Raw genomic sequence first — 12,124 nt, forward strand, 5'->3', positions numbered from 1 at the left:
TCGCAACCACACCACACCGAAGAATCAAACAGACCACACCCCACCACCAAACAACCCACAGGGTTAACGCTGGTGGAGGCGTAAAATGAATAGAGTTACGGCGGCAACAGCGGCAGGGAAACGCCCGGTCCCATCCCGAACCCGGAAGCTAAGCCTGCCAGCGCCGATGATACTGCCCTGCACGGGCGGAAAAGTAGGACACCGCCGAACACAAATTACCTCAGCCCCCCGATGAAAATCGGGGGGCTGAGGCATTTTTGCGTTCAGGACGTTTTTGCATTTCGGCGCCGCGGCAATATGCGGCGCCGAAATGCCATTCGGTCAGTCGAACAGCGTCGGCTCTTCTGCTCCTGATCGGCTCTTTTCCAGATCGAGCAGCAGCCTCTTACGGTCCAGTCCGCCGCCATATCCGGTCAGGCTGCCATTTGCCCCGATAACGCGATGGCAGGGGACGATGATGCCGACGGGATTGTGTCCATTCGCCAATCCGACGGCTCGTGAAGCACCCGGTGATCCGACCTGTAAAGCGATTTCGCCATATGAACGCGTTTCGCCGTACGGGATGGTCAACAATGCCCCCCAGACCCGTCGCTGGAATTCCGTGCCGACGAGGTCGAGTTCCAGATCAAACTCCTGGAGTTCGCCGGCGAAGTACGCGGTGAGTTGCTCGACGGCTTCTGGAAATGCCGACTCATCGGGCTCCCAGCCCTCATGGCTGGGCTCGTATGTCTGATCGTCCATCCGCAGGTGCCGGATGCGTCCGTCGCGACCGGCGATCGTGATGGTTCCGACCGGGCTCTGCATCGTCCTGGTCTGCAACGTGGCGGTCATGCCTGCTCCTGTTGTGGTGATTGCGGTGGGTTGGTGGTCAGGGGCGGCCACTGGTTGACCGCGTGATCCAGGGAGGTCCACAGGTATTGGGTGGCGTAGGCACGCCATGGGCGCCAGTGCGCACTGTGCTCGATCAGCCGGCGTGAATTGTCGGGCAGCCCAGCTTGTTTGGCCGCGGCCTGAATGCCGAGGTCGCTGGCCGGAAACGCATCCGGATCGCCGAGTCCCCGCATTGCGATCACCTCGGCGGTCCATGGTCCGATGCCGGGTAGTTCGGCCAACTGAGTTCTCGCCTGCAACCAGTCCGATCCGGCGTCGAGCTCGAGGGTGCCAGCCGCGAGTGCATCGATCAGCGCCACAAGCGTGCGCCGGCGGGATTCGGGGAAGGCCAGGTGGCTCGGATCGATCTCGGCCAGTTGCGTGACGGACGGGAAGACATGCGTCAGGGTGCCCACCGGGTCGTTGATCGTCGTGCCGTACGCCAGTGCCAGCCGGTGCGTGTGCGTCGCCGCGGCCTTCATGGACACCTGCTGACCGATCACCACCCGTAATGCCAACTCGTTCTCGTCGACCGTGCGGGGGATGCGCTGCCCGGGCGCCTTGGCGACGATGGGCGCCAGGTGCTGGTCGGTATTGAGGACGTCGATGACGGCCTCAGGATCGGCGTCGAGGTCCAGGAGTCGTCGGCAGCGGGCGATGGCGGTGGCCAGATCCCGGAAGTCGTCGAGGATCAGCGTGCACTGCACGTGGTCCACGCGCGGCGACAACCCGACGATGCCGGTGCCGTTGGGGAGCCGGAGGGTGCGCCGGAACGCGCCGTCGTGCACCTCTTCGACGCCGGGCACCGCACCGGCCGCCAGGTGGCCGAACACTCCCTCGTAGGCGAAGGGTGTCCGCACCGGTAGCCGGACGGAAAGTGTTCCCGTGCCGGGGGTTTCGTTGGGTTCGAAGCGCGCTTGGGCCCGTTGCCGGAGTTCGGTCGGCGTCAGTGCGCAGACTTCGCGAATGGTGTCGTTGAACTGGCGGATGCTGGAGAAGCCAGCGGCGAACGCGACGTCACCGAAGGGCAGTTTCGTGGTCTCGATGAGTACCCGCGCGGTCTGGCTCCGTTGGGCGCGGGCGAGCGCCAACGGGTTCGCGCCGACCTCGGCCTGGAGCAGGCGCTCGAGTTGTCGAGTGGTGTAGCCGAGCCGGGCAGCCAGTCCGGTGACGCCCTCGCGATCGACGGTGCCGTCGGCGATCAGGCGCATGGCGCGGGCGACGACGTCGGTGCGGATGTTCCACTCCGGTGACCCCGGTGATGCGTCAGGTCGACAGCGCTTGCAGGCCCGGAAGCCGGCCCGCTGCGCTGCCGCGGCGGTCGGGTAGAAGCGGACGTTGCGGGCGAACGGCGGCCGGACGGGGCAACTGGGGCGGCAATAGATACCAGTGGTGAGGACGGCCGTGACGAACCAACCGTCGAACCGCGCGTCCTTGGATTGGACTGCCCGGTAGCAGCGGTCGAAGTCGTCGTACATGTCTTCGACAATGTCATGCGGCAGACTCGAGTACTAGCGGAAAATCGACATCAACGTGGCCGGCGAGACATATTTAATCATTTGTCTCGTAAATGGCTGACGCGCGAGTGCCGCCCTGTTATAACTGGAACGCGTTCTAGTCGGGGTTTCGGGGTTCAGGGGAGTTGCATGTCGATCAACAGTCGTGATGAGTTGTCAACTGGCGCAGCCAGATTCGTCGGCCGCGTGGGTGCATTGGCGGTCGCTCTGGGGATCGGTGCGGCAGTGGCGAGCAGCCCTGTCGCCTTCGCCGCCCCGAGTGACGCCGCGGGGGCGCCGTCGGACACTCATGCCAAGAGCGAGAGTCCGGCCAAGAGCGACGGAGACAAGACCGAGACGAGCAAGCCGAAGAAGGACAAGGGCGCCAAGCGTCCTGGCATCGTGAATCCGGGTAAGAAGTCGTCGAAGCGGCCCGCGGCGCAGGCGGATGTGGAAAAGCCGTCGGCTGCGAAGGATGCGACCGACACCGGCAAGACATCTGAGCCCGACGCGAAACCCGCGACCAAAAAGGTCTCCAGGACGCCTGTCGTGACGGCGGCTCAGAAGCCGGCGAAGGTGCGGGTGGCCGCGACGGCCAAGGCGGATGCGCCCGTGAGTTCTGTGCCGCGCCTGCACGCGGTCGCGCCGGTGGCGGCACTGGGTGCGCCCGTGGCAGCGGCGACAGCGGCGGTGTCGCATGCGCTCTCGGCGGTGGGCCTGAACGGGGTGGCGAACGCGTCCGGGAATCCCGTTGCGCCGCTGCAGAACGCCGCGCTGTCCGCGCTGCTCGGGGTCACCCGCCGCGAGACCGCATCCACCTCCGCGACAACGTCATTGGCGGCCGCGCCGACATCGCTCCAGAGCGCCGCCACGGTGCTCGGCACGTCGCAGCAGTTGGCCGGCGAGCGGACCGCCAACGCCATCGTGAACACGCTGCCGATGCAGATCATGAAGGCGATACTCAAGTTCGCGTTCCAGCTGAATGCCAAGCAGCAGTACTCGCAGGTCGGCGGACCCGACCAGGAGAACCTGGACCAGCTGAACCAGGCGGTCGACGAGTACGCCCAGCAGGCCGCCATGGAGTACCAGCTGCTCAACCCGATGCGGCCGACGGTGCTGGAAATGGTCATGCCGCCGCATGATTGGTTCGGCCAGTCGATCACCGGCACGCGCATCCTGTACGACAACCCGGACACCATTTACCGGATGATGGCGGTCAACTCGACGTCGACGTACGTGATCAGCGGGAAGTTCGGTCCGGGGGAGAGGCCCGCGGAGACCACCTTCAGTGTGCTGACGGGCCTCGGCGGAAAGACCGCTGCGGTGCTCAATGCCAAGGACATGCAGATCAACCCGGACGGCACCTTCACGATCACGGTGAGTTCGCGTCCGGCCGAACCGGGCCAGACCAACCATCTGCAGATCCCGACCGACACCACGCTCATCGTCGCGCGGAACACGCTGTCGGACTGGAACACTCAGGATCCGATGAGCTTGTCCATCGAGCGGGTCAGCGGTCCGCGAAACAGCCTGTTCGCGCAGATCGGAGGCTTCGACATCCCCGGTCTGGGACCGGCGGTCTCCGGCAACCCGTTCCTGACCAACCTGGTCTCACTGATCCCGCCGCTGCCGGTGATGCCGCGGTTCCTGCAGGGCCTGGAAGCGTCGGTGATTCTCGCGCTCGGGCTGCGGATGGAACCGCAGTACATGGACGTGGCGACCAAGGATTCGTCGGGAAAGACGAAGCCGCCCAACGTCTTCACCGATCCCGAGAGCAACGCGACGTTCCTGTCGACCCAGGTGCAGAGCCCAGGGTACTTCCAGCTGGCTGACGACCAGGCGCTGGTGCTGACGATCAAGCCCGGCGACGCCGGCTATTTCGTCGTGCCGGTGACCAACGACTGGACCATCACCAAGAACTACTGGGATCAGCAGACCAGCCTGAACATCGCGCAGTCGGTGGCCAACGCGGACGGCAGCTACACCATCGTGGTGTCGCCGACCGATCCCGGTGTGGCGAACTGGGTGTCCACCGGCGGCCTCAACCAGGGGACCATCTCGATCCGCTTCCAGGACCTCGACCCCACGGGCACCAACCTGCCGAAGGTGAGTTCACAGGTGGTGGCGCTCAGCGACCTCGGCTCGGTGCTGCCCGCCGGAACGACGTATGTCACTGCGGCGCAACGGCAGGCGGCACTCGACGAGCGCAAGGCCGGGTTCGACAAGCGCTTCGCGCCCTACCCTCAGGTGTGATTCACCATTCGTGGTTCGGGCACTGCACGTCGACGTAGACAGTCGCCGCCACCGGGCCGCCCGGTTTGAAATTGCCCGGGTTGTTCACGCCGGTGACCCAGCAGATGTTGAGCGGCTTGACGTCGAAACCGTTGGTCCAGTTGATCTGGACGAGGTAGCCCTCGGCCTGGAGGTTGTTGATGACGTCGGCCGCCGAACCCCCGGTGTCGTAGCTGGGGTCGGCAGCGGCCGGCGGAGCGAGCGCGAACGCCACGGCGAGCGCGCCGACGGCAGCCGCCATGACGGGATGTCGCTTCATGGTCACCATGATCCTCCGGATCTGTGTGAAGCAGATGTGAATCTCAGGCCAGGATCGCCAGTTGTGTCGGCTCGGACATGCCACGCAGCGTCACGGTGTCACCCAAAGCCCAGTTCGCTCTTTCGGATTCACTGACGGCGTCGAGCATGCTCGCGGCGGCCGCCAGATGGCCCGGTACGGACTTGGCGAGCTCGCACAGTCGAGCCGCCTCGTTGACGGGTTCGCCGATCACCGTGTACTCGAACCGTTCCTTGGCCCCGACGTTGCCGGCCACCACGGTGCCGGCCGCGACACCCAGACCCGCCTGCAATTCGGGCACTTCGTCACGCAGTCGCGACGCGATGGCGCGGGCGGCTGCCAGGGCGTCACCTTCGGTGCACTGCAACGACACCGGCGCCCCGAACACCGCCAGCACCGCGTCGCCCTCGAACTTGTTGACGAACCCGTGGTGCCGGTCCACCTCGTCGACGATGACTGCGAAGAAGCGGTTCAGGAGGTCGACGACCTCGACGGCCGGGCGGCTGGTCACCAGTTTGGTGGAGCCGATGACGTCGACGAAGATCACCGCCGCGTGCCGTTCTTCGCCGCCCAGTTGCGGCTTCTCCTGCTCGGCGAGCGCCGCGACCTCACGCCCGACGTGCCGGCCGAACAGGTCGCGGACCCGTTCGCGTTCCCGCAGCCCGTGCACCATCGAGTTGAATCCGCGCTGCAGCTGGCCCAACTCGGTGCCGTCGAAGACCACCAGATCGGTGGTCAGGTCGCCCTGCTCGACTCTGCTGAGCGCTTGCCGCACGATGCGGATCGGGCTGGCCGTCAGCCACGCCACGATCCACATCAGCAACGCACCGAAGACCAATGCGAACACCGCTAGCACCAGCACCGCGAACGCGAATTGGGTTGGGGTGAGGGTGCTTTGGGTCAGCGCGAACACCGCGGCCAACAGCACGCCCAGCATCGGCACGCCAGAGCCGAACGCCCACACCACCATGGTTCGGCCCACGATCCCCGGCGCCAGCCGAGATGGCGGCCGTCCGGCCTGGAGTGCGTCGGCGGCGACCGGCCGCAGCGCGAACTCGGTGTACAGGTTGCAGCTCGTGGACACGACGATGCCGGGGAACGTGACGCCCAGTAGCAGTTTGGGAATGAACTGGGTGTCGTGCAGTGCGTAGAGCGTCGTCAGCAGTACGGCGCCGAGGCCCCACAGGGACAGCAGCACGCGCGTGAGCTGGCCCGGCGCCCGGAAGGTGTTGCGCTGGTCCTCGACTGTCGGGGTGCGTTCCTCGATGGCCCAGCGCACGCTCTGGATCACCCTGTTGGTCGCCCACACCACGCCGACGAGGAAGGCGAACAGGATGTACGCGGGTGCCACGATCGTGGTGATCCACCAGACGTCGGCCCGGAAGACGTTGGGGGTCGGGAACAACACCGTCTCGATGAGGATCGAGACGCCGACGCCGATCATGTTCGCGACGATCACGAACGTGGTCAGGATCAGCTGAATGCGGATGCGGCGCCGGCGCTGGGTCTCGGAGACACGTCCCAGAATCCACGATCCGTATTCGGGTGTGGCCTGCAAGCTGGCACGCGGCGTGATGGCTTCCCGTATCCGCGCCAGGCGCGTCGTCCCGGGCTGGTCCGCAGTCATTGGCCTTCAGCCTAGTTCGTGGGGCGAGTCCGGACCGGGATTCAATACCCCTAAGGTGGTTCGGGTGCGTCTCGTGATCGCCCAGTGCACCGTTGACTACGTCGGACGTTTGACCGCACATCTGCCGTCGGCCCGTCGCCTCCTGTTGTTCAAGGCGGACGGATCGGTGAGCGTGCACGCCGACGACCGCGCCTACAAGCCGCTGAACTGGATGACGCCGCCGTGCTGGACCGTCGAGGAAGCGCCGGTGGACGGCGTTTCGGCTCTGGTCTGGGTCGTCGAGAACAAGGCCGGTGAGCAGCTGCGGATCACGGTCGAGGACATCGAGCACGACTCCAGCCACGAGCTCGGGGTCGATCCCGGCCTGGTGAAGGACGGCGTCGAGGCGCACCTGCAGGAGCTGCTCGCCGAGCATGTCGAGCTGCTGGGCGTCGGCTACACGTTGGTGCGCCGCGAATATCCGACGCCGATCGGTCCGGTGGACCTGTTGTGCCGCGACGAGACCGGTGCGTCGGTCGCGGTGGAGATCAAGCGGCGTGGTGAGATCGACGGCGTCGAGCAGCTGACGCGGTACCTCGATCTGCTCAACCGGGACAGCGTGCTGGCGCCGGTGGCCGGCGTGTTCGCCGCCCAGCAGATCAAGCCGCAGGCGCGCACGCTCGCCACGGACCGTGGAATCCGTTGCGTGACTTTGGACTACGACAAGATGCGCGGTATGGACAACGACGAGTTCCGGTTGTTCTGATGCCTCGGCGACGTCCGCAGCGGCCGCGGCGCGATCCGCCGCCGCTGCTCGGGCTGTCGTCGCGCCGGGTGGAGACCGGGCCGGACGGATATGACTACGAGGTGCGGGCCGTGGCCGGATCCCGTGCCGTCAAGACGTATCGGTGCCCGGGATGCGATCACGAAATCCGCCCGGGCACAGCGCATGTGGTCGTGCTGCGGGTCGACGACGCCGATGACCGCCGGCATTGGCACACGCCGTGCTGGGCGAACCGGGGCAACCGGGGACCGACGCGAAGGTGGTCCTAGCTCGAGCTCAGTGCTCGGCATCCTTGGCCGGCTCGACCAGTTCGATCAGCACGCCGCCGGCATCCTTCGGGTGGATGAAGTTGATGCGCGAGTCGGCAGTGCCGCGGCGCGGGGCTTCGTACAGCAGGCGGACGCCGTCGGCGCGCAGGCGCTCGGACAGGGCGTCGATGTCGCTGGTCCGGTAGGCCAGCTGCTGCAGGCCGGGGCCGCGGGTGTCGATGAACTTGGCGATGGTCGACTTCTCGTCGAGCGGGGCCAGCAGCTGAATCTGTGCGCTGCCGACGGGCGCGCCACGGACGGAGAGCATGGCCTCGCGGACGCCCTGGTCCTCGTTGACCTCTTCGTGCAGGACGATCATGCCGAGGTGGTCGTGGTACCACCGGATCGCGGCGTCCAGATCCGGCACGGCGATCCCGACGTGATCAATAGCGGTCACGAGGGCGCTGGCCAGCGCCGGACGGGCATCGACGTGTTCGGTGGTCATAACGTAAAGGTAACCTGATACGACCGAATTTGCGCCTGTGGGATCGGCCACATTAGCCGTTACAGATTTGTTGGAGGATGGAAATGACGACCTCGGTAATTGTTGCTGGAGCCCGCACTCCAGTTGGCAAACTGATGGGCTCGCTGAAGGACTTCTCGGGTAGCGACCTGGGTGCCATCGCGATCAAGGGCGCGCTCGAGAAGGCCGGCGTCGACGCCTCGCTGGTCGATTACGTGATCATGGGCCAGGTCCTGACCGCCGGCGCCGGGCAGATGCCGGCCCGCCAGGCGGCCGTCGGCGGCGGCATCCCGTGGGACGTGCCGTCGCTGTCCATCAACAAGATGTGCCTGTCGGGCATCGATGCGATCGCGCTCGCTGACCAGCTGATTCGCGCCGGGGAGTTCGAGGTCGTGGTGGCCGGTGGCCAGGAGTCCATGAGCCAGGCCCCGCACCTGCTGCCCAAGAGCCGTGAGGGCTACAAGTACGGCAACGTCACCGCGCTGGATCACCTGGCGTACGACGGCCTGCACGACGTGTTCACCGACCAGCCGATGGGCGCCCTGACCGAGCAGCGCAACGATCAGGACAAGTTCACCCGCGCCGAGCAGGACGAGTTCGCCGCGCAGTCGCACCAGAAGGCCGCGGCCGCGTGGAAGGACGGCGTCTTTGCCGACGAGGTCGTTGCGGTGTCGATTCCGCAGCGCAAGGGCGACCCGATCGAGTTCGCCGAGGACGAGGGCATCCGCGGCAACACCACCGCCGAGTCGCTCGGTGGCCTGAAGCCGGCGTTCCGCAAGGACGGCACCATCACCGCCGGTTCGTCGTCGCAGATCTCCGACGGCGCCTGCGCCGTCGTGGTCATGAGCAAGGAGAAGGCCGAGTCGCTGGGCCTGACCTGGCTGTGTGAGATCGGCGCGCACGGCGTCGTCGCCGGCCCGGACTCGACGCTGCAGAGCCAGCCGGCCAACGCCATCAAGAAGGCCGTCGAGCGCGAGGGCATCACCGTCGACCAGCTCGACGTCATCGAGATCAACGAGGCCTTCGCGGCAGTGTCGCTGGCCTCGACCAAGGAGCTGGGCGTCGACGGCGCCAAGGTCAACGTCAACGGTGGCGCCATCGCCATCGGTCACCCGATCGGCATGTCCGGTGCCCGCATCACGCTGCACGCGGCGCTGGAGCTGGCCCGCAAGGGTTCGGGCTACGCCGTCGCCGCGCTGTGCGGCGCCGGTGGCCAGGGTGACGCCCTGATCCTGCGTCGTCCGTAGTTTCCCGCGAGGTGTGAACTACGCCTCGTAGTAGTCAGCCCGTCACTCGGGCACAATGGCGCCATGAACGCTGTTGTGCCCCGGGTGGCGGGCTGGTTTCGTTTGATCGCTCTGGCCGAGGCCGTCAGCTGGGTCGGGCTGCTGACCGGCATGTACTTCAAGTACCTCGGTACGCCACGCACCGAGATCGGTGTGCAGATCTTCGGCATGGTCCACGGCGTGGTGTTCCTGGCGTTCGTGGCCACCGGACTGGTGGTCGGCTGGGCCGCGCGCTGGTCGCTCGTGACGTGGGTGTCGGCGGCGGTGTCCAGCATCGTGCCGCTGGCCAGTGTGGTCTTCCTGCGCTGGGCCGAGCGCAACGGGGCGTTGGCAGTCGGGGCCGCTGCCGCAGAGGCCGAACCGGAGACGTCGGCCGTCGCGTGACAAACTGGAGAGCGTGACTCGTCCGCGTCCTATCGGTCCCGCGCTGGCTGGCGCGGTAGACCTCTCCGCGCTCAAAAACCGTCCCGCTGAAGGTGCTGCCGGTGCCGGTGGCGCACCCGGTGGTATCGAGATCACCGAGGCCAATCTCGAAGCCGAGGTGCTGATCCGCTCCGGTGAGGTACCGGTCGTGGTGCTGCTGTGGTCGCCGCGCAGCGACTCGAGCGTCCAGCTGGGGCAGACCCTGTCCGCGCTGGCCGCCGAGGATGGTGGCAAGTGGTCGTTCGGCACCGTGAACGTCGACACCTCTCCGCGCATTGCCCAGATGTTCGGCATCCAGGGCGTCCCGACGGTCGTCGCGCTCGCCGGTGGGCAGCCGATCACGAGCTTCGAAGGCGGCCAGCCGGCTGACCAGCTGCGGCGCTGGGTGGACTCGCTGCTGCAGGCGACGGCCGGCAAGCTCGGTGGCGGCGGCGAGGGCGAGGACGAGCAGGTCGACCCCGCACTCGCACAGGCCCGCGAATTCCTCGACAGCGGCGATTTCGACGGCGCCCTGGCCGCGTACCAGGCGATCCTCGATGCCGACCCGAACCACGTCGAGGCCAAGGGCGCCGTGCAGCAGATCGCCTTCCTGCAGCGTGCGTCCGCGCAGCGGCCGGAGGCCGTGCGTCTCGCCGATGCCTCGCCCGACGACATCGACCTGGCTTTCGCCGCCGCCGACGTGCAGCTCTTCCAGCGTGACGTCGACGGCGCCTTCAATCGGCTCATCGCACTCATCAAGAAGACCTCGGGCGACGACCGCACCCGCGTGCGGACCCGGCTCATCGAGCTGTTCGACCTGTTCGACCCGGCCGACCCCGAGGTCATCGCGGGCCGGCGCAATCTCGCCAACGCGCTGTACTAGGCATCACTGAGCCGGCACAGAGGCCCAGAAGTCGGTGACGGCCTGGGCGATCGCGTCGGTGTCGACCAACAGCGGGCCGACGTGTCCGGCGCCGGTGAGTGCGACGACGCGCGCGTCGGGCATGGTGGCGGCCGCGGCGCGGGCGTGGGCGGGGCTCCAGTGCTGATCGCCGAGTTCGCCGGTCATCAGCAGCGTCGGGACGGTGACGGCGGTGATCTGCTCGGTGAGCGCATGCCAGCTGTGCATGTATCGGATTGTGCGCCTTACTGATTCGCGGTCCATTGCGCGGAACGCCGCTTTGAGCACGGCCGCCTGATCGGTGCGCGCGGTGTCGGCGCCACCGAGAAGCACGTCGAACAGAATCCTGGTCAGCAGGGGATTGGGTCCGAGCAGTCGGTAGGCGACGGTGAGCGGGTACGTCTGCGTCCAGCGCTGACGTCGGCTGACGGGCCGCAGCGGGGCGGCGATGGTGGTCAGGCTGCGCAGCCGGTGCGGTTGGGTCGCGGCCAGCGTGATGCCGACGTGTCCGCCCCAGGCGTTGCCGATCCAGTCGACAGTATCGAAACCGAGTGCGTCGATCACTTCGCCTGCGGCACTTGCACATTCGTCGAGGGTGAAATCCCGGTGGATGGGGCTGCTCGTGCCGTATCCGGGTCCGTCGATGGTCACCACCTGTCGCTGGGCGGCGAGGGTGTCGACGAGCGGAGCCCAACTGCGGGAGTCCACCCAGAGGCTGTGCCACAAGACGGCTGCAGGCCCTGTCCCGGTGCGACGTACGTGCAGATCTCCGAGGCTGGTCGGGACGTGGACGTCGAGTGTCGTCATCGCGACCTCCATACAATCTGTATGCTGCTACCATACAACCTGTATGGTCACCGTCAAGGGGGATTCGCGGGAGCGGCTCGTCGCAGTCGCGACCGAGTTGTTCGGCGAACAGGGCTATCACCAGACCGGTACCGAGGAGATCGTCCGCCGTAGCGGCGTCACCCGTGGCTCGCTCTATCACCATTTCGCGGACAAGGAAGCGCTCTTCGAAGAGGTCTTCGACCGTGCGGATCAGGTGGTGAGCGCGCGGGTTCGGGCTGCTGCCGCGGCGGCGGCCGAACACGGCGCGGATGCGTGGTCGGTGTTCCTCGCCGGCTGGGACGCCGTGCTGGACACCGCGGTCGATGCGCCGCTGCAGCGCATCCGCGTGGTCGACGCGCCCGCGGTGCTCGGCTGGCAGAAGTGGCAGGAGCGCAACGCGCGGTACACCCTGGCCAACATCGAGGCCGGTCTCGTCAGCCTGCTGGAACAGGGTGTGCTTGCGCCGCAGCCGATTTCACCGCTGGCCGTGCTGCTGATGGGACTCAGCAACCAGGCCGTGGCCGCGATCGCGGGCGCGCCTGATCCCGTTCGCGCGCGCCGCGACATCGGGGCCGCGGTGCGGCGTCTCCTCGACGGGCTGCGCACCTAGT

At 66.9% G+C, this 12,124-nt stretch carries 13 protein-coding genes and 1 rRNA gene; 8 read left to right on the forward strand and 6 right to left on the reverse strand.

From position 1 onward, the window contains the following. The first annotated feature begins 96 nt into the window (after positions 1-96). Positions 97-210 (forward strand): 5S ribosomal RNA (gene rrf / locus ACZ5IQ_RS07135). Positions 211-321: 111 nt separating this feature from the next. Here rrf and ACZ5IQ_RS07140 read toward each other — a convergent pair. After that, entirely contained in the window at positions 322-831 is a 510-nt protein-coding gene (locus tag ACZ5IQ_RS07140; RefSeq protein WP_212812493.1) for a methylated-DNA--[protein]-cysteine S-methyltransferase, read from the reverse strand. Next, positions 828-2,348, reverse strand: a complete 1,521-nt coding sequence (locus ACZ5IQ_RS07145; protein WP_212812492.1) for a DNA-3-methyladenine glycosylase 2 family protein — start codon at positions 2,346-2,348, stop codon at positions 828-830. Before ACZ5IQ_RS07145 ends, ACZ5IQ_RS07140 begins: the two co-directional genes overlap by 4 nt. A gap of 168 nt (positions 2,349-2,516) precedes the next feature. On the opposite strand from ACZ5IQ_RS07145, the gene ACZ5IQ_RS07150 reads away from it, so the two are divergent. Next, positions 2,517-4,619, forward strand: coding sequence for a DUF1214 domain-containing protein (locus ACZ5IQ_RS07150; RefSeq protein ID WP_464481020.1), 2,103 nt, complete (start codon positions 2,517-2,519; stop codon positions 4,617-4,619). Position 4,620: 1 nt separating this feature from the next. Here ACZ5IQ_RS07150 and ACZ5IQ_RS07155 read toward each other — a convergent pair whose 3' ends face one another. Continuing rightward, positions 4,621-4,917: a hypothetical protein gene (locus ACZ5IQ_RS07155; protein WP_464481021.1), complete on the reverse strand. Its 297-nt coding sequence runs from the start codon at positions 4,915-4,917 to the stop codon at positions 4,621-4,623. A 43-nt stretch (positions 4,918-4,960) separates the two neighbouring features. Further along, positions 4,961-6,562 (reverse strand): adenylate/guanylate cyclase domain-containing protein, encoded by a 1,602-nt coding sequence (locus tag ACZ5IQ_RS07160; RefSeq protein ID WP_464481022.1) that lies wholly within the window; start codon positions 6,560-6,562, stop codon positions 4,961-4,963. Between the two features lie 64 nt (positions 6,563-6,626). Between ACZ5IQ_RS07160 and nucS the strand changes: the two genes are divergently transcribed. Then, on the forward strand, positions 6,627-7,307 hold the full coding sequence (nucS, locus tag ACZ5IQ_RS07165) for an endonuclease NucS (RefSeq protein WP_020102410.1): 681 nt from the start codon (positions 6,627-6,629) through the stop codon (positions 7,305-7,307). Next, the gene (locus ACZ5IQ_RS07170) at positions 7,307-7,594 is read left to right on the forward strand and encodes a hypothetical protein (protein WP_244872632.1); all 288 of its coding nucleotides are present in this window, start codon (positions 7,307-7,309) and stop codon (positions 7,592-7,594) included. The genes nucS and ACZ5IQ_RS07170 overlap by 1 nt, the downstream gene beginning before the upstream one ends. A gap of 7 nt (positions 7,595-7,601) precedes the next feature. Here ACZ5IQ_RS07170 and mce read toward each other — a convergent pair whose 3' ends face one another. After that, positions 7,602-8,078 (reverse strand): methylmalonyl-CoA epimerase, encoded by a 477-nt coding sequence (gene mce, locus ACZ5IQ_RS07175; RefSeq protein ID WP_212812489.1) that lies wholly within the window; start codon positions 8,076-8,078, stop codon positions 7,602-7,604. Between the two features lie 83 nt (positions 8,079-8,161). On the opposite strand from mce, the gene ACZ5IQ_RS07180 reads away from it, so the two are divergent. The 3 genes from ACZ5IQ_RS07180 (at position 8,162) to ACZ5IQ_RS07190 (ending at position 10,667) form a co-directional block, all read left to right on the forward strand. After that, a complete protein-coding gene (locus ACZ5IQ_RS07180) occupies positions 8,162-9,343 on the forward strand; it encodes an acetyl-CoA C-acetyltransferase (protein WP_212812488.1) in 1,182 nt (393 codons plus the stop codon). Between the two features lie 63 nt (positions 9,344-9,406). Next, entirely contained in the window at positions 9,407-9,766 is a 360-nt protein-coding gene (locus tag ACZ5IQ_RS07185) for a DUF3817 domain-containing protein (protein ID WP_212812487.1), read from the forward strand. A 13-nt stretch (positions 9,767-9,779) separates the two neighbouring features. Then, a complete protein-coding gene (locus tag ACZ5IQ_RS07190; RefSeq protein WP_212812486.1) occupies positions 9,780-10,667 on the forward strand; it encodes a tetratricopeptide repeat protein in 888 nt (295 codons plus the stop codon). A gap of 3 nt (positions 10,668-10,670) precedes the next feature. Here the strand turns inward: ACZ5IQ_RS07190 and ACZ5IQ_RS07195 are convergent, their stop codons facing one another. Next, on the reverse strand, positions 10,671-11,492 hold the full coding sequence (locus ACZ5IQ_RS07195) for an alpha/beta fold hydrolase (protein WP_244872631.1): 822 nt from the start codon (positions 11,490-11,492) through the stop codon (positions 10,671-10,673). A 43-nt stretch (positions 11,493-11,535) separates the two neighbouring features. Here ACZ5IQ_RS07195 and ACZ5IQ_RS07200 point away from each other — a divergent pair, with 43 nt between their 5' ends. Then, positions 11,536-12,123 carry a TetR/AcrR family transcriptional regulator gene (locus tag ACZ5IQ_RS07200; protein ID WP_212812484.1) on the forward strand — a complete coding sequence of 196 codons (588 nt, stop codon included), beginning with the start codon at positions 11,536-11,538 and terminating at the stop codon, positions 12,121-12,123. The last annotated feature ends 1 nt before the right edge of the window (position 12,124 follow it).

This window comes from Mycobacterium toneyamaense (genome assembly GCF_055384815.1).